Source organism: Vogesella sp. LIG4 (assembly GCF_900090205.1).
Classification (GTDB): Bacteria; Pseudomonadota; Gammaproteobacteria; order Burkholderiales; family Chromobacteriaceae; genus Vogesella.
The window spans coordinates 2,305,495-2,329,065 of sequence record NZ_LT607802.1; the positions used below are offsets into that span (position 1 = coordinate 2,305,495).

At 64.6% G+C, this 23,571-nt stretch carries 23 protein-coding genes; 8 read left to right on the plus strand and 15 right to left on the minus strand.

Annotated features, from left to right (window positions below; all coding sequences use genetic code 11):
* Positions 1-179 precede the first annotated feature (179 nt).
* Both PSELUDRAFT_RS10850 and PSELUDRAFT_RS10855 read right to left on the minus strand, forming a co-directional pair.
* The gene (locus PSELUDRAFT_RS10850; protein WP_088966859.1) at positions 180-632 is read right to left on the minus strand and encodes a single-stranded DNA-binding protein; all 453 of its coding nucleotides are present in this window, start codon (positions 630-632) and stop codon (positions 180-182) included.
* A gap of 81 nt (positions 633-713) precedes the next feature.
* The gene (locus PSELUDRAFT_RS10855; RefSeq protein ID WP_088966860.1) at positions 714-2,075 is read right to left on the minus strand and encodes an MFS transporter; all 1,362 of its coding nucleotides are present in this window, start codon (positions 2,073-2,075) and stop codon (positions 714-716) included.
* Positions 2,076-2,420: 345 nt separating this feature from the next.
* Here PSELUDRAFT_RS10855 and uvrA point away from each other — a divergent pair, with 345 nt between their 5' ends.
* The 3 genes from uvrA to PSELUDRAFT_RS10870 all read left to right on the plus strand — a co-directional run bounded on the left by uvrA (position 2,421) and on the right by PSELUDRAFT_RS10870 (position 6,575).
* On the plus strand, positions 2,421-5,246 hold the full coding sequence (gene uvrA, locus PSELUDRAFT_RS10860) for an excinuclease ABC subunit UvrA (protein ID WP_088966861.1): 2,826 nt from the start codon (positions 2,421-2,423) through the stop codon (positions 5,244-5,246).
* Positions 5,247-5,327: 81 nt separating this feature from the next.
* Positions 5,328-5,774 (plus strand): VOC family protein, encoded by a 447-nt coding sequence (locus PSELUDRAFT_RS10865; protein WP_088966862.1) that lies wholly within the window; start codon positions 5,328-5,330, stop codon positions 5,772-5,774.
* Positions 5,775-5,954: 180 nt separating this feature from the next.
* Positions 5,955-6,575 carry a LysE family translocator gene (locus PSELUDRAFT_RS10870; RefSeq protein WP_088966863.1) on the plus strand — a complete coding sequence of 207 codons (621 nt, stop codon included), beginning with the start codon at positions 5,955-5,957 and terminating at the stop codon, positions 6,573-6,575.
* A gap of 230 nt (positions 6,576-6,805) precedes the next feature.
* Here the strand turns inward: PSELUDRAFT_RS10870 and PSELUDRAFT_RS10875 are convergent, their stop codons facing one another.
* Positions 6,806-7,372: an excisionase family DNA-binding protein gene (locus PSELUDRAFT_RS10875; RefSeq protein WP_088966864.1), complete on the minus strand. Its 567-nt coding sequence runs from the start codon at positions 7,370-7,372 to the stop codon at positions 6,806-6,808.
* A 222-nt stretch (positions 7,373-7,594) separates the two neighbouring features.
* On the opposite strand from PSELUDRAFT_RS10875, the gene PSELUDRAFT_RS10880 reads away from it, so the two are divergent.
* A complete protein-coding gene (locus PSELUDRAFT_RS10880; protein WP_088966865.1) occupies positions 7,595-7,927 on the plus strand; it encodes a hypothetical protein in 333 nt (110 codons plus the stop codon).
* 87 nt (positions 7,928-8,014) lie between these two features.
* Here PSELUDRAFT_RS10880 and mnmA read toward each other — a convergent pair whose 3' ends face one another.
* Genes mnmA through PSELUDRAFT_RS10895 form a run of 3 tightly spaced genes read right to left on the minus strand, consistent with a single transcriptional unit; the run spans position 8,015 to position 10,085 of the window.
* Positions 8,015-9,091: a tRNA 2-thiouridine(34) synthase MnmA gene (mnmA, locus tag PSELUDRAFT_RS10885; protein ID WP_088966866.1), complete on the minus strand. Its 1,077-nt coding sequence runs from the start codon at positions 9,089-9,091 to the stop codon at positions 8,015-8,017.
* Positions 9,088-9,630, minus strand: a complete 543-nt coding sequence (locus PSELUDRAFT_RS10890) for a hypothetical protein (protein ID WP_088966867.1) — start codon at positions 9,628-9,630, stop codon at positions 9,088-9,090. Before PSELUDRAFT_RS10890 ends, mnmA begins: the two co-directional genes overlap by 4 nt.
* Before the next feature lie 2 nt (positions 9,631-9,632).
* A complete protein-coding gene (locus tag PSELUDRAFT_RS10895; RefSeq protein WP_088966868.1) occupies positions 9,633-10,085 on the minus strand; it encodes an NUDIX hydrolase in 453 nt (150 codons plus the stop codon).
* Between the two features lie 88 nt (positions 10,086-10,173).
* Here PSELUDRAFT_RS10895 and PSELUDRAFT_RS10900 point away from each other — a divergent pair, with 88 nt between their 5' ends.
* Positions 10,174-10,368 (plus strand): (2Fe-2S)-binding protein, encoded by a 195-nt coding sequence (locus tag PSELUDRAFT_RS10900; protein WP_088966869.1) that lies wholly within the window; start codon positions 10,174-10,176, stop codon positions 10,366-10,368.
* 95 nt (positions 10,369-10,463) lie between these two features.
* Positions 10,464-10,934: a bacterioferritin gene (gene bfr, locus PSELUDRAFT_RS10905; protein WP_088966870.1), complete on the plus strand. Its 471-nt coding sequence runs from the start codon at positions 10,464-10,466 to the stop codon at positions 10,932-10,934.
* A gap of 65 nt (positions 10,935-10,999) precedes the next feature.
* Here the strand turns inward: bfr and PSELUDRAFT_RS10910 are convergent, their stop codons facing one another.
* Entirely contained in the window at positions 11,000-12,583 is a 1,584-nt protein-coding gene (locus tag PSELUDRAFT_RS10910) for a YdgA family protein (protein WP_231895195.1), read from the minus strand.
* Positions 12,584-12,753: 170 nt separating this feature from the next.
* Here PSELUDRAFT_RS10910 and PSELUDRAFT_RS10915 point away from each other — a divergent pair, with 170 nt between their 5' ends.
* Both PSELUDRAFT_RS10915 and PSELUDRAFT_RS10920 read left to right on the plus strand, forming a co-directional pair.
* Positions 12,754-13,935 (plus strand): fatty acid desaturase, encoded by a 1,182-nt coding sequence (locus PSELUDRAFT_RS10915; protein ID WP_088966872.1) that lies wholly within the window; start codon positions 12,754-12,756, stop codon positions 13,933-13,935.
* A 158-nt stretch (positions 13,936-14,093) separates the two neighbouring features.
* The gene (locus tag PSELUDRAFT_RS10920) at positions 14,094-14,438 is read left to right on the plus strand and encodes a RidA family protein (RefSeq protein WP_162291252.1); all 345 of its coding nucleotides are present in this window, start codon (positions 14,094-14,096) and stop codon (positions 14,436-14,438) included.
* 214 nt (positions 14,439-14,652) lie between these two features.
* Here the strand turns inward: PSELUDRAFT_RS10920 and PSELUDRAFT_RS10925 are convergent, their stop codons facing one another.
* The 8 genes from PSELUDRAFT_RS10925 to sbcB form a co-directional block, all read right to left on the minus strand.
* Positions 14,653-16,197: a DHA2 family efflux MFS transporter permease subunit gene (locus tag PSELUDRAFT_RS10925; protein ID WP_157725093.1), complete on the minus strand. Its 1,545-nt coding sequence runs from the start codon at positions 16,195-16,197 to the stop codon at positions 14,653-14,655.
* Positions 16,198-16,209: 12 nt separating this feature from the next.
* Positions 16,210-17,403 (minus strand): HlyD family efflux transporter periplasmic adaptor subunit, encoded by a 1,194-nt coding sequence (locus PSELUDRAFT_RS10930; RefSeq protein WP_088966873.1) that lies wholly within the window; start codon positions 17,401-17,403, stop codon positions 16,210-16,212.
* 4 nt (positions 17,404-17,407) lie between these two features.
* A complete protein-coding gene (locus PSELUDRAFT_RS10935; RefSeq protein ID WP_157725094.1) occupies positions 17,408-18,811 on the minus strand; it encodes an efflux transporter outer membrane subunit in 1,404 nt (467 codons plus the stop codon).
* A 138-nt stretch (positions 18,812-18,949) separates the two neighbouring features.
* A complete protein-coding gene (locus PSELUDRAFT_RS10940; RefSeq protein ID WP_088966875.1) occupies positions 18,950-19,462 on the minus strand; it encodes a MarR family transcriptional regulator in 513 nt (170 codons plus the stop codon).
* Between the two features lie 22 nt (positions 19,463-19,484).
* On the minus strand, positions 19,485-20,435 hold the full coding sequence (miaA, locus tag PSELUDRAFT_RS10945; protein WP_088966876.1) for a tRNA (adenosine(37)-N6)-dimethylallyltransferase MiaA: 951 nt from the start codon (positions 20,433-20,435) through the stop codon (positions 19,485-19,487).
* Positions 20,436-20,506: 71 nt separating this feature from the next.
* Positions 20,507-20,977, minus strand: coding sequence for a heme-degrading domain-containing protein (locus tag PSELUDRAFT_RS10950; RefSeq protein ID WP_088966877.1), 471 nt, complete (start codon positions 20,975-20,977; stop codon positions 20,507-20,509).
* An 87-nt stretch (positions 20,978-21,064) separates the two neighbouring features.
* The gene (locus PSELUDRAFT_RS10955) at positions 21,065-21,835 is read right to left on the minus strand and encodes a sulfite exporter TauE/SafE family protein (RefSeq protein ID WP_088968470.1); all 771 of its coding nucleotides are present in this window, start codon (positions 21,833-21,835) and stop codon (positions 21,065-21,067) included.
* 129 nt (positions 21,836-21,964) lie between these two features.
* A complete protein-coding gene (sbcB, locus tag PSELUDRAFT_RS10960; protein WP_088966878.1) occupies positions 21,965-23,398 on the minus strand; it encodes an exodeoxyribonuclease I in 1,434 nt (477 codons plus the stop codon).
* Between the last annotated feature and the right edge of the window lie 173 nt (positions 23,399-23,571).

Here is a 23,571-nt window from a genome sequence, read left to right on the forward strand (position 1 = left end):
CAAGTGATAAGTTGTCTACCTGCAGCCCTCTCCGAACAGCCTAACCCACCATTTCACCAGCCAGTAGTTGCATGGAATCACTACGAGCCCGCGAAATGCAGCGTGATCCGCAAAGCAAATGAAAAAAGCCCGCATCCTCAGGGGTGCGGGCTTTTATTTCAGCAACAAGCTGCGTGGATTTAGAACGGAATATCGTCGTCCATGTCGTCCATGCGCGGGGCCGGTTTCGGCTCCATGCGGCGCGGGGCTGCCGGCGGGGCGGACGGGGCTTCCGAACGCGGGGCCGGGGCGCTGTAGCCGTCGTCCATCGGCGGCATGTCGTCGCGGCGGCCGCCTTGCAGGCTCAGTTCGTTCACGCGTACGTCCGGCGAGGTGCGCTTGATGCCTTCCTTGTCGGTCCACTCGCGCAGGGTGAGCTGGCCGTACACGGTTACCTGCTGGCCCTTGGCCAGGTAGTTCTTCAGCGATTCGCCACGCTTGCCCCATACCTGGCAGCTGAACCAGTTGGTGGTCTTGCGCTCGCCAAAGCCGATGTCGCTGGCCACGCGGAAGCTCAGTACCGGTTCGCCGCTGGGGGTGTAACGCAGCTCGGCGTCGGCGGCCAGGCGGCCATCAAAAGTAATGCTGTTCATGCAGTTCTCCGGAAAATTCAATCGCGCGCGGGGTTGCGTTGTACGCAGCCTGCGCAGTGTAGCGTGCCGGCCTGTTCATGACTACGGCTTGGCGGACAGCAGGCGGCGCACGCCTGCTTCGTCCCAGCCCTGCTGCGATACCTTCAGATAGGCCACGCCTTCGTCCGGGATGATCACTACTTCGCTGACACCTTCCAGCGCCAGCAGCTGGCGCGACAGAACGGCGCTGTCGCCCTGCCAGTCGTCGTCGAGGTGGATCATCTGGGACTTGACCGCCTTGGGCGGGGTCATGGTGGCGGCCAGGATCAGCCAGCTGGCCATCAGCACGCTGGTGAAGCCGAACACGCCGGCCGGGCCGAAGCGGCCGTACAGCCAGCCGCCCAGTGCGGCGCCCAGGAACAGGCCGATGGATTGCGACGTATTATACACGCCGATGGCGGTGCCCTTGGCGTCGGCCGGTGCGATCTTGGAAATCAGCGAGGGCAGGGTGGCTTCCAGGATGTTGAAGGCGATGAAGTACAGCGTCAGCCAGATCACGATCATCCAGAAGCTGGACAGCGCCAGCGCCATGCCCAGCTGCGCGGCGGTCATCAGCGCCACCGCAGCCACGAATACCTGCTTGAGGCGGGCTTTTTTCTCGCCGTAGATGATGGCCGGCACCATCAGGAAGAAGCCGGCCACTACCACCGGCAGGTACACCCGCCAGTGTTCGGCCTTGTCCAGATGGCCGGTGCTGGTCAGCGCGAACGGGATGGTGACGAACATCGCCATCTGCGCGGCGTGCAGCACGAAGATGCCGTAGTTGAGGCGCAGCAGCTCCGGGTGGCGCAGCACCGCCGGCAGGCGCTTGGTGTTGGCCTCGGCGTCGGAGTGGAAGCGCGATACCTGCGGGTCCGGAATCACTTTCCATACCCCCACCAGCGCCATCAGCGACAGGATGCCGGTAAGGTCGAAGATGCCGTTCACGCCGATGTGTTTGGCCAGCAGCGGGCCCAGCACCAGGCTGACGGCGAAGGTGGTGCCGATGCTCATGCCTATCATGGCCATGGCGCGGGTGCGGTTCTCTTCGCGGGTGAGGTCGGCCAGCAGCGCGGTAATGGCGGCGGAGATGGCGCCGGCGCCCTGGATCACCCGCCCGGCGATCAGCCAGCCGATGTCGTGGGCGCTGCCAGCGACGAAGCTGCCGACTGCGAACAGCAGCAGGCCGAAGTAGATCACCTTCTTGCGGCCAACCTTGTCGGACAGCATGCCCAGCGGCAGTTGCAGGATGGCCTGCACCAGGCCGTAGCTGCCCAGCGCCAGGCCGATCAGGGCGTGGTTGTCGGCGCCGCGCAGCGTGGTGGCGTACAGGGCGAATACCGGCAGGATCAGGAACATGCCCAGCATGCGCAGGGCGTAGATACCGGCCAGCCCCAGGCTGGCGCGCAGTTCAAGTGCATTCATTCGGAATGGGTTCGGGCGTAAAAATACCGTTGGCGCGTTCGCAACAGGCGAATGGCGCGGCAAGTGTAGCGCGTGCGGGCTGGGCGGTGCGTTTCAACAGGTAACAATATGGTGGCTCGGAAACCCCGGTTTCCGGGCGAGACAAGTCGCGGCAAGACAAGGTGAGAATGAAAAATCCCGGCGCAGCATAGGGTTGCCATGCAAGGAGGGATTTTTCGTGAGCAAGGCCGTAGCGCGACGACAGCGGGCGTTGTTAAGCGGCAATGGCCACATTGCCGGGCGGGTGGAGTGGCGGGTGGCAAGTCCGGTATAGTAGCGGGTTCCCCGAATCACGGTGAGACAGGCATGGATTCCATCCGCATCCGCGGTGCGCGCACCCACAACCTCAAGAACGTCAACCTCGACCTGCCACGGCACCAACTGGTGGTGATCACCGGCCTGTCCGGCTCCGGCAAGTCGTCGCTGGCCTTCGATACGCTGTATGCCGAAGGGCAGCGCCGCTACGTGGAAAGCCTGTCCGCCTACGCCCGCCAGTTCCTGCAGCTGATGGAAAAACCGGACGTGGACCTGATCGAGGGCCTGTCGCCGGCGATCTCCATCGAGCAGAAGGCCACCAGCCACAACCCGCGCTCCACCGTGGGCACCGTTACCGAGATCCACGACTACCTGCGCCTGCTGTACGCCCGCGTTGGCGACCCGCATTGCCCGGATCACGATGTACCGCTGGCCTCGCAGACGGTAAGTCAGATGGTGGACCATGTGCTGGCGCTGCCGGCGGAAACGCGGGTGATGATCCTGGCGCCGGTCATCGTTGGCCGCAAGGGCGAGAACCTCGACCTGTTCGAAGACCTGCGCGCGCAGGGTTTCGTGCGCGTGCGCGTGGATGGCGAGGTGTACGAGCTGGAGGCGGTGCCCAAGCTCGACAAGAACAAGAAGCACACCGTGGAGGTGGTGATCGACCGCCTCAAGGTGCGCGCCGACATGCAGCAGCGGCTGGCGGAAAGCTTCGAGACCGCGCTGCGCCATGCCGACGGCCGTGCCATTGCGGTGGAGATGGATAGCAACCAGGAGCACTGGTTCTCCGCCAAGTTCGCCTGCCCGGTGTGCAGCTACAGCCTGCCGGAGCTGGAGCCGCGGCTGTTCTCCTTCAACAACCCGATGGGCGCCTGCCCCAAGTGCGACGGCCTGGGCGAGATCACCTTCTTCGACCCCAAGCGTGTGGTGGCACACCCGGAGCTGACACTGGCTGCCGGTGCCATCAAGGGCTGGGATCGCCGCAACCAGTTCTACTACCAGATGCTGCAGGCGCTGGCCGAGCATTACGACTTCTCGCTGGACCTGTCGTTCGAGGACCTGCCGCAGCGTGTGCAGCACGTGGTGCTGCACGGCTCCGGGCGCGAGGAAATCAACTTTACCTACCAGTCCGAGCGCGGCACCAAGTTCCAGCGCGCGCACAGCTTCGAGGGCATCATCCCCAACCTGGAGCGCCGCTACCGCGAAACCGATTCCAGCACCGTGCGCGAGGAACTGGCCAAGTACCAGAACAACCAGTGCTGCCCGTCCTGCAGCGGCTCGCGGCTGCGCAAGGAAGCGCGACATATCTTCGTTGGCCGCAAGACCCTGCACCAGATCAACCAGATGTCGCTGAAGGATGCGGCCAACTTCTTTGGCGCGCTGGAGTTCGCCGGCCACAAGCAGGCGGTGGCGGAGAAGATCGTCAAGGAAATCAGCGAGCGGGTGTCGTTCCTGAATAACGTCGGCCTGGACTACCTGTGCCTGGCGCGTTCCGCCGATACCCTGTCCGGCGGCGAGGCACAGCGCATTCGTCTGGCCAGCCAGATCGGCTCCGGCCTCACCGGCGTGATGTATGTGCTGGACGAGCCGTCCATCGGCCTGCACCAGCGCGACAACGACCGCCTGCTGGCCACGCTGATGCGGCTGCGCGACCTGGGCAACAGCGTCATCGTGGTGGAGCACGACGAAGACGCCATCCGCGCCGCCGACTACCTGGTGGACATGGGGCCGGGCGCCGGCGAGCACGGCGGCAATGTGCTGGTGGCCGGCACGCCGGACGAAGTGGCGAGCTGCACCGATTCCGTTACCGGCGATTTCCTGTCCGGCCGCCGCAGCATTGCGCTGCCGGGCGAGCGCCGCGAGGTGAACGCGGAGCGCACGCTGACGCTGGAAGGCGCCAGCGGCAACAACCTCAAGGACGTAACGCTGCAGCTGCCGCTGGGCATGCTGGTGTGCATTACCGGCGTGTCCGGCTCCGGCAAGTCCACGCTGATCAACGACACGCTGTACAAGATCGCCGCCCGCGACCTGAACGGCGCCAGTGAGGAGCCGTCGCCCTACCGCGTGGTGAAGGGGCTGGAGCAGCTGGACAAGGTGATCAACGTCGACCAGAGCCCGATCGGCCGCACGCCGCGCTCCAACCCGGCCACCTACACCGGCCTGTTCACGCCTATCCGCGAGCTGTTCTCCGGTGTGCCGCTGTCGCGCGAGCGCGGCTACGGGCCGGGGCGCTTCTCCTTCAACGTCAAGGGCGGCCGCTGCGAGGCCTGCCAGGGCGATGGCGTCATCAAGGTGGAGATGCACTTCCTGCCGGACGTGTACGTGCCTTGCGATGTGTGCCACGGCAAGCGCTACAACCGCGAAACGCTGGAAGTGCAGTACAAGGGCAAGAACATCACCGAGGTGCTGGAGATGACGGTGGAGCAGGCGCAGGAGTTCTTCAGCGCGGTGCCCACCGTGGCGCGCAAGCTGAAGACGCTGATGGACGTGGGCCTCGGTTACATCCGCCTGGGTCAGAGCGCCACCACGCTGTCCGGCGGCGAGGCGCAGCGGGTGAAGCTGGGGCTGGAACTGTCCAAGCGCGATACCGGCCGCACGCTGTACATTCTGGACGAGCCGACCACCGGCCTGCATTTCCACGATATCGACCTGCTGCTGCAGGTGCTGCACCGCCTGCGCGAGAACGGCAATACCGTGGTGGTGATCGAGCACAATCTGGACGTGATCAAGACTGCCGACTGGCTGATCGACCTGGGGCCGGAAGGCGGCGCCGGCGGTGGCCAGATCATCGCCAGCGGCACGCCGGAGCAGGTTGCGGCCAACCCGGCCAGCCACACCGGGCGTTATCTGGCGCCATTGTTGGCCGCAAAGCCATAGTGTTTGCGGTGTTATGGATAAAACCGGTTAGAATCAAATATTGGTTGCCACAAACCGGTGGCAGCCTGGTTAGGGGATAGCATGCGTAGCCTGGGCAAGATCGATCACATCCACATCCGCGTCAGCGACAGTGCGCGCGCCACCGACTGGTACAGCCGCGTGCTGGGCCTGACGCCGGATGCGCGTTACCGCCACATGCAGGATGGGCCGCACGGCGTCATCATGATGGCCAATCCCAGCGGCTCCGTACGCCTGGCCATCAGCCAGGAAGACGGTGCGACGGCGATTTCCGGCGCCATCGCCTTCGTGGTGAGTGGGCAGGATTTCCTGGAGTGGATCGACCAGCTGGCCGGCGAGCGCGTGCTCAACAGTGAAGGCCAGACCATTGCCCGCGACAGCGTGCGCGACCAGAGCTTCTTCTGCTCGCTGTCGTTCGTGGACCCGTTCGGCAACCCGTTCGAGATCGTCAGCTACGACCACACCTGGCTGTCCGGCAAGCTCAAGCTGGCCAAGCGCGCGCCGGTGTAGGCGCAAGGTTGGCCGCAAGCCCGTCACAAACCCGCCGCCGGCGGGTTTTGTTTTATTGTGATCCGGCGACCTGTGCGTCTGGGCAGTACGGCGGCATGGTGCTTGAAGCACGCGGCCGTCTGCCGCTAAGCTGGTGCTTCCTGCCGTTGCCGCGGCTGTTCTTTACCGGGGGAGTTCACGATGTCCTTTACCGCGCTGCTGCTGTTCCTGCCCGCCTGTTTCGCCATCAATATGGCGCCGGGGCCGAATAATCTGCTGTCGATCAGCAATGCCACCCGCTACGGCTTCAGCCGTGCCTGCCTTGCCGGCGCCGGCCGCCTGCTGGCCTTTGCCGGCATGATTGCGCTGGCCGCCGCCGGGCTGGCGGTGCTGCTGCTGGAGTCGGCCGTGCTGTTCACGGTGATCAAGCTGGTGGGCGCCGGCTACCTGTTCTGGCTGGCCATCCAGCTGTGGCGCGCGCCGCTGCGTGCCAATGCGGTGCGCGATGCCCGCCCGCCGCTGAGCCTGCTGGCACTGGCGCGCCAGGAGTTCCTGGTGGCGGCCGGCAACCCCAAGGCCATCCTGGTATTCACTGCCTTCCTGCCGCAGTTCGTCGACGCCACCCGGCCGGTGGCAGCGCAGTTCCTGCAGCTGGGGTGCGCTTTCCTGCTGCTGGAAGTGGTGGCCATCGCCATCTATTCGGCGCTGGGCACGCAGCTGAACCGCTGGCTGGCCACTGCGCGCGGCCAGCGGCTGTTCAACCGTGGCTGCGGCGTGCTGCTGGGCGGGGCAGGGATGGGGCTGCTGCTGGCGCGGCGCTAGCTTGCGGCCAACCTTCAAGAAAAAAACCGGCGCGGAGCCGGTTTTTTGAGCGCGTTGACAACGTCCTTTCGCCTCACGAAAGGACGTTGTTTTGTAAACGGGAAGGCTGCCGGTTCAAAGAGCTGGCCGGAGCGGCCCGGCGTTGCCGAGTCTGGTGAGTCCAAGCAAGGCACTTTGTCCGCAGCCTGAAAAAAACCGGCGATAACGCCGGTTTTTTTTTGCCCAGCAGGCTAGAGCATCTGCGCCTTGGCCTGGAAGTAGCCCTGCATCTGCTGCTGCGGCAGCGGGTAGCCGTAGAACACCACATTGGCCGGCAGGCTGGCCCACTGCTGCACCATATCGTTGTCCATGTCGCTGGTCAGCACGATGTCGATGCCCTCCAGCGGGTGCTCCGGCTGCTGCAGCAACTGCAGCAGGTCGAAGGCGCTGACGCCCGGCATCAGCAGGTCGATGATCAGCACGTCCGGCCGTTCCTGGCCGATGGCCACCAGCGCGCTGATGCCGTCGTTGAAGGCGCGCACCTGCAAGGGCAGTTTCCAGGCTTCCAGCATCTGTGCCAGCTGCTGGCGTTTCTCTTCCTGTTTTTCCACGTGGTAGACCAGTAGCTGCGAGCGCAGCTTGCGCGAGGCCTTGCCGGTGATATAGGCGTTCAGCGAGGCACGGCTGATGCGGCGGTGGCCGCCGGTGGTTTTCCAGGCTTTCAACAGCCCCTGTTCCACCATGCGCTGGATGGTGGTGTAGCTGACGCCGATGACTTCGGCCGCCTGCCGGGTGGTGACGAACTCTTGTTCGGACATGGGTTTGCTTGGGGGAGGGTGGTGTCTGCAGGGTACTGGTAATTATTCGCCTTGGCAAGAAATGTGCATTTCATGCATTGAAATGTTCAATTCATTCAAAATCATAAAATCATTCAAAATGACATTGACCGCACACTTTATGCGGTCGAAGATGCAGCATCAATCAGTTGCCGCCCGGCTTCCCATGTCGGTGCGGTGCAGAGCAGCTTGCAGGTCTATCCAATGTCGAAACGCATCCAGTTATCCACCCAGCGCGAGGTCATCAACCCGGTATCCGGCGCGCGCGTCAAAGTCAGCAGTAATGAATACACGCTGCTGCGCGGCATTACGCGCGAGGGCTTGCAGAAGGAGGCGCTGATTCGCCTGGTATGGGGTGGGCGCTGGACGTTGGTGTCCGATTCCAGCTACTACAACCTGCTGTACCGGCTGCGCCGCAACCTGGCGGCCATCGGCATCGACAATGCGGTGGTGACCATGCCCACTTACGGGGTGGTGCTGGATTGCGAGGTGGAACTGGTGCTGTCACAGCCGCTGCCGTTCAGCAGCCAGGGTTGAAGCGGGCCGCACATGAAAACAGCCGGGTTACCTGACCCGGCTGTTTTTTTTGCAGGCAGGCGGCCAGGGTTGGCCGCATGGCAGGTATTACTGGATGATGCCGCCGCCCAGGCAGATGTCACCGTCGTACAGCACGGCGGACTGGCCAGGGGTAACCGCCCACTGCTTGTCGCGGAAGGTCAGCGTGGCCTTGCCCTCGACAATGGGCGACAGGCTGCAGCCGGCGTCGGCCATGCGGTAGCGGTTCTTGGCGGCGTAGTCGCCGGCCGTCGGCGGCTGCGGCAGCGTCCACGACAGGTCGTCCATCTGCAGCGCTGGCTTGAGCAGCAGCGGGTGGTCATGGCCCTGCACCACGATCAGCTTGTTGCCCGGAATATCCTTGCCGCCAACAAACCAAGGCTCGCCGTTGCCATCCTTGCTGCCACCGATGTTCAGGCCCTTGCGCTGGCCCAGGGTGTAGTACATCAGGCCGATGTGTTCGCCCACGGTTTTGCCGTCCGGGGTGATCATCTCGCCCGGCTTGGTGGGCAGGTAGCGCTGCAGGAACTCGCGGAACGGGCGCTCGCCGATGAAGCAGATGCCGGTGGAGTCCTTCTTGGCGGCGGTGGGCAGGCCGGCTTCCTCGGCCAGGCGGCGCACCTCGCTCTTGTGGATATCGCCCAGCGGGAACAAGGATTTGGCCAGCTGGTGCTGCTGCAGGCGGTACAGGAAGTAGCTCTGGTCCTTGCCCGGGTCCACGCCCTTCATCAGGTAGTGCACGCCGTCGCGCTCCAGTTTGCGCGCGTAGTGGCCGGTGGCGATGCAGTCGGCCCCCAGTTCCATGGCGTAGTCGAGGAAGGCCTTGAACTTGATCTCGGCATTGCACAGCACGTCCGGGTTGGGGGTGCGGCCGGCCGAGTATTCCTTGAGGAAGTACGAGAACACGCGGTCCTTGTATTCCTTGGCGAAGTTGACGATCTCCATGTCGATGCCGACGATGTCGGCCACGCTCATGGCGTCCAGTGCGTCCTGCTTGATGGAGCAGTATTCGTCGTCGTTGTCGTCTTCCCAGTTCTGCATGAACACGCCGATCACCTCGTGCCCCTGCTGCTTGAGCAGCCAGGCGGTTACCGACGAATCCACACCGCCGGACATGCCGACGACAATACGTTTCTTACCCGTCACGGGGAAAATCCTTCCTTCCAAAGTGCAAGAGGCACCACCAGTGGTGGTGCCCCGAAGTCTCGTGGCCAGCTATCGATGACCCAGTGCTCCGCGCTGTCGATGTTGTCCAGGCCGACGGCAAAATGCTGGTCCAGCAGCAGGGGGGCGCGGTATACGATGCCGGCAACATGGTGGTAATGCAGCCAGTGATGTGCATCCAGCAGTTCCAGCAGCTGGTCGATATTGCGGCTGTGGTCAACGCAGTCCATGCGGCCGAGGATGCGGGCATCCTCGTGATTGCCGGCACGGTCGGCGGCAATCGGCGTGGTCTGTGCGGCCAACTGGTAATAGGCCAGCACCACATCCTGCAGCGCGGCGCGTTCTTCGTCTGCGCTGGCGGCGTCCAACAGGCGCCGGTTCATCCAGCCCAGCGTTTCTTCGCCCACCTCGATGGTGCTGATCTGATCGCAACCGTAATGGTAACAGACGCTTAGCTCCTCCGCACACGCGGGCAGGGCGCACAGCGCCAGCCACAGCAGGCACAGCCAGCCGCGGCGCATGTTCAGCGTGCCTGGTGGTGGATCACGGTCAGCGGCAGGCGCTGGCCAGCCAGGTAGTCGTCGATGCAGCGTCCCACCAGCGGGCTGCGCCAGATCGCCTGCTGCGCGCGGATCTCGTCCGCGCTCAGCCACAGCGCCTCGATAATGCCCTCGTCCAGTGTGGCGCTGCTGGGCTGCGCCTCGGCATCGCAGGCAAAGGCAAAGCGCAGGTAGGTCACGTCGCTGCCGTCTTCCTTGTCGGCCAGGTAGATGCCCACCAGCGCGGTGGCGGTGGCACGGTAGCCGGTTTCCTCCAGCGCCTCGCGCGCCACGGCGGCGGGCAGGGTTTCCGCGTATTCCAGGTGGCCGGCAGGCTGGTTGAGGCGCACCCCTTGCGGCGTCTGCTCGCGCACCATCAGGAAGCGTCCGTCACGCTCGATCAGCGCGGCAACCGTGGTATTGGGTTTCCATTGCATGCTGTGCTCCGTTCATGTATTGACAATCGTTCTCAGTTATCTTTATGATCGAATAACTGAGATTAATTCTTGATACGGGTGCTGCATCATGTACGTCTGCCTTTGCCACGGCATTACCGACCGCGAGATTCGCAGTGCGGTTGCCAATGGTGCCACCCGCATGAGCGATCTGGCAAAGGAACTGGGCGTGGCAAGCGAATGCGGCCGTTGCGCCTGCAGTGCCAACCAGTTGCGCAAGGAAGTGCTGCTGCAGATCAGCGAGCCGGAACTGGCTGCTGCCTGACCCTTTTCCCTCCCCATCGCCGTTGCCGGCGCCTCGCTTGATATTACATTGTCGTCTGCCATACTCCAGACATTGTTCCGGGCGGGAGGGCGGCAATGCAAGGCGACAAGAAAGTCATCAAGTATCTGAACCAGATACTGCGTAACGAGCTGACAGCCATCAACCAGTATTTCCTGCATGCGCGCATGTTCAAGAACTGGGGGCTGCAGGCGCTCAACGAGCACGAGTACCACGAATCCATCGACGAAATGAAGCATGCCGACCGGCTGATCGAGCGCATCCTGTTTCTGGAAGGGCTGCCCAATCTGCAGGATCTGGGCAAGCTGTACATTGGCGAACACGCCCAGGAAATGCTGGCGTGCGACCTGAAGCTGGAGATGGAGGGCGTGCCGCTGTTCCGCGAGGCGATTGCCTACTGCGAGGGCGCCAAGGACTACGTGACGCGCGACCTGTTGACCGAAATACTGGAAAGCGAAGAAGAACACATCGACTGGCTGGAAACGCAGCTGGGCCTGATCGACAGGCTGGGGCTGCAGAACTACCTGCAAAGCATGATGGAAAGTTGAGCCGTTTCCGGCAGCTGGCAAACAAAAACCCCCGCATTGCGGGGGTTTTGTTTTATCGGGCGGGGTTATTTGGCGGCGGAGGCGGCGGCATCCGGTGCCGGCTCGTCGCTTTCCTGCCACGGCAGGTTCACCTTCTGCTGATTCACCCGCAGCTCGCCGGAGGCGAAGTGCAGCGAGGTGGCCAGCTGGCCGCCGTTGCGCTTGATCAGATGCTGCTGCTCCCATTCGCCCAGCTGTGCGGCCAACAGGCTCTTGGCCAGGCTTTCCACCTCGGCCATGTTCGGCTGCTCCTCGGCGCTGGCATCCACGGTGAACAGGTTGCGCGCCTGTGCCACCACCAGGTTCTGCAGCGTCTGCTCCGGCAGCTCGATGCTGGCCTGGGCGTTGAAACGCTTCAGGAAGGAGATCGGGTCCTTCATGTCCGCATCCTGCAGGCCGGCCAGCGCCAGGCTGCCGTTGGCCTTCACTTCGCCGTTGGGCATGCGCAGGTAGAAGGTGTTCAGCAGCAGCTTGGGATCGTTCTTCAGCAGCGGCAGACCTTGCTGCATGATGGTGTCGATATAGCGCTTGCGCAGCAGGGAAGGGTCCTTGCCTTCAAACGGCAGCTTGGACAGCGCCGCGTCCAGCTTCACCAGCGTCGGGCCGTGCAGATGGTTGGCCGATACGTCCAGCTTCAGCGGGCCGTACACGCTGTCGTTGTAGGCGAAGCGGTCGAAGTCCAGCTTGCCGCGGGTGTTCACGTACTCGTCCTGCTCGCTGGTCACGATCTGGTAGGCCAGCTTGGACAGCTCCACCCGCGACGGGCGGAATTCGCCGGACGGGTTGATGAACTCACCCACGCGCACGCGGCTTACCAGGTAGATCAGCTCGTTCAGCTTGATGCTGTACGGAATCGCCTCGTTCCAGTTGAGCTTGATGTCGTCAACCGACAGCGCACTGGTGCCCAGCTTCACGCCGGTGGCGCCGGGGCGGATCTCCGACTGGTACTTGATGCCATCGAAGGCGAAGCGGCCCTTGGGGCCGGCCTGCAGCACGAAGCCCGGGGTGGTGGATTCCACGTTGTATTCGCGGTAGCCGCTGCGGTAGTCCACTTTCAGGTTGAAGCCCTGCCAGTTCATCTTCACCCCGGCCAGGGTTTCCTCGTAGTCGAACTTGGGCACGGTGACGGTAAGCTCGCCGCCGCCGGTCAGGCCCAGGCGGTTGATCACGGTGATCGGCTCGGCATCGCCGAAGAAGCGCTGCAGCGTCTTGCGGGTGCCCTCGCTCATGTCGAACTCGGTACGCACGATGGCGCGTGCCGGGCGCAGGTCGAAGTCGAACAGGCCGGGCAGCAGGCCGTGCTTCACCTTGTGGTGGTAGCGCAGGGTGCCGGAGAACAGCGGGCGCAGGTTTTCCGGCAGCAGGGCCAGATAGGGGCCGACCAGCTGCTTGTTCAGTTCCAGCTCGGTGGTTTCCTCGGAGCTGAACCAGCCGCGCTGGTAGCTGTGGGACTTGATGGTGAACACCGGGGACTGCGCGATCATGCGGTGCTGCTCGGCCAGGGTTTCCTCGGCCTTGATGCCGGCCCAGTAGGCAAAGCCGCTGTACAGTGCAAATGTGGCAACAAGGGCGCCACCACCCAGAATGAGACGATGCTTGGAGACGTTCACGGTCCGGCCTGGAGAAACGTAATGAAGCCGCATCTTACCCTACCTCGGCCGGCTTATGAACTTATGCCGGGCCGCAATGGTCGCAAGTGACTGAAATCGGGTTGGTTTTTGCCTGATTAATAAGTGTAAAATGTCCAGTCGTCTGTAAACCTCGAGGTTTGACTATCAACATGGAATGGCTTAATGGTCTGATCGACCTGCCGTGGTGGGGCTACATCGTGGTTGCACTGGTGCTGACCCACATCACCATTGCTTCCGTCACCATCTTCCTGCATCGCCACCAGGCGCACCGCGCGCTGGATCTGCACCCGATTCCCAGCCACTTCTTCCGTTTCTGGCTGTGGCTGACTACCGGCATGGTTACCAAGCAGTGGGCATCCATCCACCGCAAGCACCATGCGCGCTGCGAAACCGAAGACGATCCGCACAGCCCGCAAGTGCTGGGCATCAAGAAGGTATTGTGGGAAGGCGCCGAGCTGTACCGTGCCGCCTGCAAGGATCAGTCCATCATGGACAAGTTCGGCCACGGTACCCCGGATGACTGGCTGGAGCGCAATATCTACACCCCGCGCAGCAGCAAGGGCATCCTGCTGATGCTGGCCATCGACGTGCTGCTGTTCGGCGCCGCCGGCCTCTCCGTATGGGCCGTGCAGATGATGTGGATTCCGTTCTTCGCCGCCGGCGTGATCAACGGTATCGGCCACTTCTGGGGCTACCGCAACTTCGAGAACGAAGATGCTGCCACCAACGTGTTCCCGTGGGGCATCCTGGTGGGCGGCGAAGAGCTGCACAACAACCATCACACCTTCGGTACCTCGGCCAAGCTGTCCTACAAGTGGTACGAGTTTGACATCGGCTGGATGTATATCCGCATGCTGGAAATCCTGGGCCTGGCCAAGGTGCGCAAGGTAGCGCCCAAGCTGGTGCAGGGCGTATCGCGCGGTCAGCTGGACCTGGAGCATCTGCAGGCCATCATCGCCAACCGTTACGCGGTGGCATCGCGCTATGCCCGCGAGCTGAAGGCGGTGTGCCGCGAGGAAGCCGCCAAGCTGCAGCTGCCGGAGCTGGGTAACGCCAACCTGGCCGGCAAGATGAAGATATGGCTGAAGCAGGACGCCAAGGACACCCCGGCCGGCGAGCGCGAACAACTGGCCGCCGTGCTGGCCAGCAGCCAGGTGCTGAACACTATCTACACCATGCGCCAGGAACTGACCCGGCTGTGGGAGCGCTCCTCGCGCACCCGCGACGAGTTGCTGGCCGATCTGCAGGACTGGTGCAACCGCGCCGAGGCCAGCGGCATCGAGGCGCTGCAGCGTTTTGCGCAGCACCTGCGCACGGTGGCCACTGCCTGAGCGTTAAGCCACGGCCAGCGCCTGCTGCCGGCGTTATCAACAAAGCCCTCCCGTACCCCGGCAGGGCTTTGTTGTATCCGCACCTGAGCTTTGTGCCGGCTTGATGCCGGCGTCGTGGTTTGACGTACAATGCGGCCAACCAACAAGGAGGAAACACCATGAGCATCCACCGTCATCTTCCGGGCAAACGCATGTCCGAAGCCGTTATCGTCAATGGCCTGATCTACACCGTGCAGGTGCCGGAAAGCGGCCAGGGCGACGCACGCGCGCAAACCGCCGAGGCGCTGTCGCTGGTGGACAAGGTGCTGGCCGAACTGGGCAGCGACAAGAGCCGCATCGTCGAAGCCACCATCTTCATGCCGGACCTGAACGAGTTCGACCAGATGAACGAGGCGTGGGATGCCTGGGTGGCGGAAGGCCACGCGCCGGTGCGCTGCACCGTGGGTGCCAAGCTGGCGCACCCGGACTGGAAAGTGGAAATCCGCATCGTCGCCGCAGTCTGAACTGCGCAGGCAATAAAAAACCGGGCATCTGCCCGGTTTTGTTTTTGCGGCCAACGTTGGCCGCAAGCTGCCCAGAATATATCCACGACCTCGCGAGCTAGGGCGAGACAAGGCAAAAACGGCTGAGGAAGCGGAGTTTACAAGTAGTAAATGAGCATTCCGAAGACGTTTTTAACGCCGTATCGCCGACGCGCAGCAGATCGTGTGCAGACCCTTAGTGGCCTGCGTCGATAATGGGCGCCGCCCCCGGCACCGCCTTGGGCGGCCGCGAGAACCAGATCAGCCCGGTAATGCCCAGGAACAGGATGGCGCACAGCCAGAAGATCTCGTTGGCGCCCATGAACATGCCCTGGCGGGTGACGTCGCGCGCCAGCATGGCTGCCGCCTGCTCCTGGCCCATGCCCAGCTGCTGCATATTGCCCAGCGCCTGGCGGGTGCCCTCGTCGAACTGGCTGAGCCGGTCGGTGAGCTGCACGTGGTGCACTGCCTCGCGGTGCTCCCACTGCCAGGTGAACAGCGAGGCGCCGATGGAGCCGGCCAGCGTACGCAGGAAGTTGGACAGGCTGGAGGCACTGGCCAGCTGCTGCGGCTTCATGTTCGACAGCGTGATGGTGGTCAGCGGCATGAAGAAGCCGGCCAGCGCGATACCCTGCACGAACTGCGGCAAGGCCAGGTTGACGAAGGCCATGTCCGGGTTGAAGGTCACGTAGCGCCACCAGAAGCAGAAGGCGAACATCAGCATGCTGATGGTAACGATCACCCGCATGTCCAGCCGGTGCGCGTTCTTGCCGATCACCGGCGACAGCAGCACCGGCAGGATGCCGATGGGCGCGGTGGCGAGACCGGCCTCGGTGGCGGTGTAGCCCAGCTGGGTCTGCATCAGCAGCGGCATCAGCACGATGGCGCCGAAGTACAGCATGAAGCCGATGCTGACCGAGACCACGCCCACGCTGAAGTTGCGGTCGCGGAACAGCGACAGGTCGATGATGGGGTGACGGTCGGTCAGCTCCCACACCACCAGGTAGGACAGGCTCAGCAGCGAGGTCACGCCGTAGATCACGATCTCGGTGGAGTGGAACCAGTCCAGCTCCTTGCCGCGGTCCAGCATCATCTGCAGGCAGCCCACGCCCAGCACCAGCAGTACCAGGCCCAGCTTGTCGATGGGTAGCTGCACGGTGGGGGTTTCGCGGTGGCGCAGCTCGCGCCAGGTCAGCAGGATGGCGACGATGCCCACCGGCACGTTGATGAAGAAGATCCAGCTCCAGTGCCAGTTGTCCGACAGCCAGCCGCCAAGAATGGGGCCGAAGATCGGCGCCACGATGATGGTCATGGTCCATAGTGCCATGGCGATGGCGCGCTTGGCCGGCGGGTAGCTCTGCAACAGCAGGCTCTGCGACAGAGGAATCATCGGCCCGGCCAGCGCGCCTTGCAGCACGCGGAACAGGATCAGCGTTTCCAGGCTGGGCGCGATGCCGCACAGCAGCGAGGTGAGCACGAAGCCCAGGGTGGCGATCAGGAACAGTCGCACCTCGCCCAGGCGCTTGGCCAGCCAGCCGGTGATGGGCACCGCGATGGCATTGGCCACGCCGAAGGAGGTGATTACCCAGGTGCCCTGGCTGGTGGAGGCGCCCAGGTCACCGGAGATGGTGGGAATCGCCACGTTGGCGATGGTGGTGTCCAGCACCTGCATGAAGGTGGCCAGCGACAGCGCCAGCGTCACCAGCGTGCGAGAGCGGCCTTCCAGCGGAGGATGCGCCATGCTGCAGCTCCCTTACTGGCCCAGGTTGGCCGCAATGATGTCGGCTACCACGCGGTCGGCTTCCTGCATGCGCTGGTCGAACACCTGGGTGGCCAGCACCGGCTTGCCCTTGGGTGCGTCCTGCAGCAGCGGGCCGCTCTGATCCTTGGTATCCACATCGACATTCATCGACAGGCCGAAGCGCAGCGGGTGGGTTTTCAGCTCCTGCGGGTCCAGGCCGATGCGCACCGGTACGCGCTGCACCACCTTGATCCAGTTGCCGGTGGCGTTCTGCGCCGGCAGCAGCGAGAACACGCTGCCGGTGCCGGCGCCCATGCCGGCCACCTTGCCGTGGTAGGTGATGTCGCTGCCGTACAGGTCGGCATGCAGCGTTACCGGCTGGCCGATGCGCAGCTCCTTCAGTTGTACTTCCTTGAAGTTGGCATCCACCCAGGCGCTGTCCAGCGCGGCCACCGCCAGCAGCGGGGTACCCGGCTGCACGCGGCTGCCCGGCTGGGCGCTACGACGGGCGATGGTACCGGCCACCGGGGCGCGGATCTCGGTACGCGACAGCGCCAGCCAGCTTTCGCGCACGGCGGCGGCAGCACGCGCCACGGCCGGCTGCTGCTCGACCTTGCTGCCCAGCACCAGCGCGTGGCTGGCGTTCTTCTCTTCGCGGCCGGCCTGCAGTGCGGCTTCGGCGGCGGCCAGGTTGGCGCGCGCGGTATTCACCGCATCACGGGCGTGCTGCACTTCCTCGGCGGCCACGGCCTGTTCGCGTGCGGCCTGTTCGCGGCGTGCCAGGTCGCCCTCGGCACGGCTCAGGTCGCTGCGGGCGCGCATCAGGTCGGCTTCGCGTTGCGCCAGCAGCGCATCGGCCTTGCTGCTGGTGGAGATCAGCTGCCGGCTCTGGCGCACGGCCTGGGCCAGCTCGGCCTTGGCGCGGTCGAAGGCCAGGCGGGCGTCGCTCTGTTCCAGCTTGATCAGCACGTCACCGGCGGCAACCTGCTGGGTATCGTCGGCATTCACGGCCACCACGTTGCCGGCGATCTGGCTGGAAACCGGGATCAGGTTGCCGGCCACGTAGGCGTCGTCGGTGCTCTGGGTGTTGCGCAGTTCGAAGAACCAGTAGCCGGCGCCGACGATGCCGGCAACCACCAGCACGGCGGTCAGGCGGGTGAGGGCGGTGCGGCGGGTGTTGTTGGGGGTGGCTTGTTGTTGTTCCATGGACTTATTCCTTGTCGGCCGGGAGGCTGCCCAGCGCGCGCAGCAGCGCGGCCTGGGCCTGTAGACGTTGCGTGTGGGTATCCAGCGTGGCGCTGCGTGCCTGCAGCAGGCGGCGTTGCTCGGCCAGCCCCAGCGACGGCGCTGCCAGGCCGGCCTTGACGCGGCCCTGCACGCTGCGAGCGGCATCGCTGCGCGCCTGCAGGTTGGCCGCAGCGGCTTTTTCCGCCTGTTGCAGCACTTGCAGGCTGCTGCTGCGGTCGGCGGTGTCGCGGATGGCGGCCAGCAGGGTCTGGTTGTAGCTGGCTACCGCGTAGTCGTATTCGGCGGTGCGGGCATCCAGGCGGGCATCCAGCGCGCCGTTGCTGAAGATGGGCAGCGTGATGGCCGGGGCCAGGTGGATGTAGCGGGCGCCGTAGTTGAACAGGGTGCTGAGTTCGTTCGACGAGAAGGCGCCCAGCGCATCGATGTGCACGTCCGGGTAGAAGTCGGCCTTGGCCGCCTTGACGTTTTCCGCGCTGGCTTCCACCCGCTCGCGGGCGGCCAGGATGTCGGCGCGCAGGCCGAGCTGGCCGGTGCTCAGCTGCGGCAGGTCGATGTTCCAGTCGGGCAGGCGGGCGGGCGGCAGCTGGTCGATTGCGCTTTGCGGCTGGGCGGTGAGTGCCGCCAGGGCATGGCTGGCCTGCGCCTCGCGCATGCTGCTGCGTTGCAGGCGTTCCTCGGCTTCCGCCAGCTGGGCGCGGTACTGTGCCAGTTCGTCGGCGGCGCTCAGGCCGCTGTTCAGTTTCTGCTGCGCCTGTGCCAGCTGCTGGCGGGCCAGTTGCAGGTCATCCTGCAGCAGCTGGCGGCTTTCCTGCGCGCTGCGCCATTCCAGGTACTGGCTGCTTACCGTCCAGGCCAGCCAGTGGCGGGCGTCGTCGGCCTCCAGCGTGGCGGCGTGCGCCTGGCCGCGGCTGGCGGCCAGCTGGGCGCGGGTCTTGCCCCAGAAATCGAAGCGGTAGGACAGGTCAACGCCCACCGTGGTCAGGTTGGTCCACACGCCGGTCATGAAGCTCGGCAGGTTGGCGTAGTTGGAGATGCGTTCGCGGGTGAAATCGGCGCTGCCGTTGATGTGCAGGCCGTCGCTGCTGGCGACCTGCTCGCTGCTGGCGCGGGCGCTGCGCAGGCGGGCATCGGCCTGGGCCAGGCCGGGGTTGCCGGCCAGCGCCTTGTCGATCAACTGTTGCAAGGTGGTATCCGGTACCTTGCGCCACCAGTTGCTGCTGACGGCTTGCGGCTGGATGCTGCTGCCCAGGGCGGCGGCATCCAGTGGCTGGGTTGCCGGGCCGGCGACGTGCTGGGTGGCGCAGGCGGCCAGCAGCAGGCTGGCAGCCAGGGCCAGCAGGGTGCGTTGTGGGCTATGTTTACGCATGTAATGATCACCTGCGTTACTATTGGTGGGTGAAAAAGGCAAGCACGTGGCTTGCCTGCATAACAGCGGCCATGATGACATAAAGCAAACGTTTGACCTGTTTCAGTCTGTACGTGCTGTCATCGGCAGACAGGCAGCTCAGTCTTCCATCTTCGCCAGCAGCTTGCGCAGCAGTTTGTCCAGCAAGGCTTTCTCCTCGCCGCTGAAGTCCTGCCACAGCTTGCGCAGGTTCTGACGCTGTGTCGGCATGGCATCGGCGATGAAGGTCTGGCCGGCTTCGGTCAGCACCAGGATGGTCTTGCGGCGATCATCGGCGCAGGACAGGCGCTGGATCAGGCCACGCTCGCACAGGTCGTCCACCACGCGGGTGGCATTGGTGCGCGAAAACGCCAGCGCATCCGACAGCTCGGACGGGTTGATGCGCTGTTCCGGGCGTGCGTACAGCACCAGCAGCGCCATCCAGGTGGTTTCGTTCATGTCGAACGGTTTGAGCGACTCGTTGAGGTAGCCGATCAGGAATGGCTGGATGTGCAGCAGCAGGCGCGTCAGCAGCACTTCTTCGCGCGGCGCGCCCGGCATCTTGCGGGCTATGGTGTCAGTGGCCTGTTCACAGGCGGTGAAGCTCTGGCAGGCTGGGCGATTTTCTTGCATAAGTTGATAGTAACGTACGTTACTATTTTTGGCAAGCCGCGATCCACTGTTCCATTTGCCGGGCCACCGGGCTCAGCAGATCGGCCTGCTGGCAGTCCAGTTCGCTGTTTTCCGGCATCGAGCGCAGCCAGGTGAGCTGGCGCTTGGCAAGCTGGCGCGTGGCGGCAATACCGCGAAAGCGCAGCTCCTCATAGTCGTACTGGCCGTCCTGGTATTCCCAGGCCTGGCGGTAGCCGACGCAGCGCATCGACGGCAGCTCCAGCGACAGGCCGGGGTAGCGCTGACGAACGCGGGTGACTTCGTCCAGGAAGCCCTGCTCCAGCATCTGCTCGAAGCGCAGCGCGATGCGATCGTGCAGCCATTGCCGCTCGCGCGGCACCAGCGCCAGCCGCAGGGCGGCAAAGTTGGCCGCAGCATCGCGGCCGCGCGCCAGCAGCGCCGACATCGGTTCGCCACTGAGACGGCACACTTCCAGCGCCCGGGCGAGGCGCTGCGAGTCGTTGGGCGCCAGCCGGGCGGCGGTAACCGGGTCAATGGCGGCCAGTTGCGCGTGCATGGCCGGCCAGCCATGCGCGGCGGCCTCGGCCTCCAGCGCGGCGCGCACGGTGGCGTCGCCCTGCGGCAGGTCGGACAGCCCTTCCATCAGCGCCTTGTAGTACAGCATGGTGCCACCCACCAGCAGCGGGATATTGCCGCGCGCACAGATGTCGGCGATCAGCCGGTTGGCATCGGCGTGAAACTGCGCGGCGGAGTAGGTCTCGGTGGGATCGATGATGTCGATCAGGTGGTGCGGGCAGCTGGCCATCTCGGCCGCGGTGGGCTTGGCGGTGCCGATGTCCATATCGCGGTAGACCAGCGCCGAATCGACGCTGACGATCTCGACCGGAAAGCGCTCGGCCAGCGCCAGCGCCAGGCCGGTCTTGCCACAGGCGGTAGGGCCCATCAGCAGCACGGCACGCAGGGAAGAACTCATGGCAACAGAGGTGTGATGATCAGTCCGCCATTGTCGCACAGCTGCCGCCGGCGCCACAGTTGGCCGCAAGGCTATTGCCCGGCCAGCAGGCGGGCCAGCGCGGCGGTCACCAGCTGGTGGTCTTCCAGCTGCGGCAGGCCGGATACGGTGGCGGCGCCGATCAGCCCGCCGCCCTGCAGGCGCAGCGGGAAGCTGCCGCCGTGGCCGCAGTACTGGCTGGCATCGATATGCGGCTGCTGCTCGAACTCGCGGCCCTTGCTGCGCTGGTAGGCGCCCAGGTACAGCGAGCTGTGGCCGAAGCGCAGCACGCTGTTGCGCTTGCGGGTGATCCAGTGCTGGTTGTCCTGGCTGGTGCCGGCCATGGCGCAGCTGAACAGCACCTGGCCATAGGCGTGAATCTCTATTGCCACCGCCGCAGCCTGTGCCTGCGCCATGTCGCGCAGCAGGCAGCCCAGCTGCCAGGCGTGCTCATGGCTGAACTGCGGCAGGGCAAGCTGGTGTTCCTGTTGCAGCAGCTGCTGCAGGCTGGGCTGGTCGTTCATGGCGGCTCCGTGGCAGGGTGGAAAGCACAAGGCCCGGCGATGCCGGGCCTTGTGAACATACTGCCATGCTGCCTTGTAAGCCAGCGGCTACATCACCAGCTTGGCGCCGATGAAGGCCATCATGATGGCTAGCATGGGGCGCAGCCATTGCTCGGCCACGCGGCGGCTCATGTGGCTGCCCAGCCAGATGCCCGGCAGCGAACCGATCAGCAGCTGCCCCAGCAGGCTGTAGTCCATATTGCCCATGCTGGCATGGCCGAGACCGGCCACCAGGGTCAGCGGTACCGCATGGGCGATTTCGGTTCCCACCAGGCGCGCGGTGGGCAGCAACGGGTACAGCGCGAAGATGGCCAGGGTGCCCAGCGCACCGGCGCCGATGGAGCTGAGGGTAACGATCACGCCCAGCACCACGCCGGTAAAAACGGTTGCACTTACCGGAATATGGTCTGCCGGGCGTTGCGGCACCAGGCGCGCCAGCTGGCGCAGGATGAAGGGCTTGAACAGGATGGCCAGCGCGGTGAGCATCAGCGCAAAGCCCAGCATTACCTTGATCAGGCCATTGGCCACCTTGGGGTCCAGCTTCAGGTAGTGCAGCGCCAGCACGGTAATGAGCGAAGCCGGGACACTGCCCATGGCCAGGTAGCCGGTAATGCGCCAGTCGATATGCTTGTGCTTGTGATGCACCGCCACGCCGCCCATCTTGGTGATGCAGGCATACAGCAGGTCGGTACCCACCGCGGTGGCCGGATTGATGCCGAACCACAGCAGGATGGGGGTCATCAGCGACCCGCCGCCCACACCGGTAAGGCCCACGATGAAGCCCACCGACAGACCTGCCACTACGTATCCCAGGGTCATGCTGACCATCCCGTCTGAATCTATTTCACTGGCGGCCATGCTAACCGATGCCGTTATTCCTCTTTAGATGAATTTAGAGATTGCTTATCCGCAAAACGAATAAGCGATACACGGGTCATGAATCGGCTATCAGCCGGCGTAGCCCGGCAACTGTGCTGCCCATGCGGCCAGGGCCTGCAGGATGTCCTGCTGCGCTGGCGTGGCGGTGGCGGCAAGCGTTGCCAGTTCCTGCTGGTAGCTGGCATGGCTGCGCCCGCCCGGCTGGCCGCTTGTCAGTTTCTGCGTACACCAGGCCTGCCAGTGGCGTGCTTCCTCGGCATTGAGGCTGTGCGGGAAGTTGCGGGCGCGGTAGCGCCACAGCAGGCGGCCGAGCTGGCTGTCGTCGAATACCGGGCGTTCTGCGGCCAACTGTGGCGCCGTCAGCTGGCGCAGCCGGCTCAGCAAGCGGCGGTCGTGATTGCTGACAAAGCCGCCGTACAGATTCTCGTCCACGTCCGGCGCCCCGCCGGCCTCGCGCTGATATACCTGCCGCCACAGCGCATCCAGCCTGGGCAGGCCGGCGGCGATGGCGGCGTGGCGCTCGATCAGCGCCATGTCGATGCCCAGCGCCTCGGCACGGGAGGGGGAGAGCACGCGCAGGTCGCTCACCACGAAGGGCGACTTATTGACGTGCAGCCCCTTCACCGGCAGCCGGCTCACGCCCTCCGGCAGCGCGTCGCTGCGGCTGAACAAGCGCAGCCGGATCTCGTCGGCATCCAGTTGCAGCAGTTCGGAGGGGTCATGCGCGAGGTCCCATACCAGTACCTCGTTCTTGTTGCTGGGGTGCTCGGCCAGCGGCCAGACGATGGCCAGGTTGCCGCGCGCGCTGCCGAACATGCCGGACACGTGGATCAGCGGCTTGGGGGCGTGCAGCGACAGCTGGTGACGCACTGTGTCCTTCTGCCGCAACGACAGGCAGAACTCGAACAGCTTGGGCTGGCGGTTGCGGATCAGCCGCGCCAGCGCGATGGTGGCGCGCACGTCGGACAGCGCATCATGCGCCGCCTCATGCAGCAGACCGTTGGCCGCAGACAGGTGCTCCAGCTTGAAGCTGGGCAGGCCATCCTCGTGGCGCGGCCACTCGATGCCCTCCGGGCGCAGCGCATAGGTGGCGCGCACCACGTCCAGCAGATCCCAGCGGCCGCAGCCGTGCTGCCATTCGCGTGCATACGGGTCGATCAGGTTGCGCCAGAACAGGAAGCGGGTCACCTCGTCGTCGAAGCGGATCGAGTTGTAGCCCACGCCTATGGTGCCGGGCGCAGCCAGCTCTGCCTCGATGGCGGCGGCAAACTGGTGCTCCGGCACGCCGCGTTGCTGGCACAGCTGCGGGGTGATGCCGGTGAGCAGGCAGGCTTCCGGTGCCGGCAGGTAATCCGGTGTCGGCTGGCAGTACAGCATCACCGGCTCGCCGATCTCGTTCAGCGCGGCATCGGTGCGGATGCCGGCGAACTGCGACGGGCGGTCGCTGCGCGGCACGGCGCCAAAGGTTTCGTAGTCGAGCCAGAAGAAGGTGGGCTGGGTCATGTGCGGGCTATGGCTGGCAGGGCAAAGCCGGGATTGTCGCACTGCCGCGGCGTGCGGCCAACGTCATGAATTGTGGCCTGGTGACGGAACTTTCGACGGCAGGCGCAGACCAATCCGGCGAACGTCGTTCAGACGTTTCCTCCCCTGATCGTTCATGTACTTTGCCGAGTCCG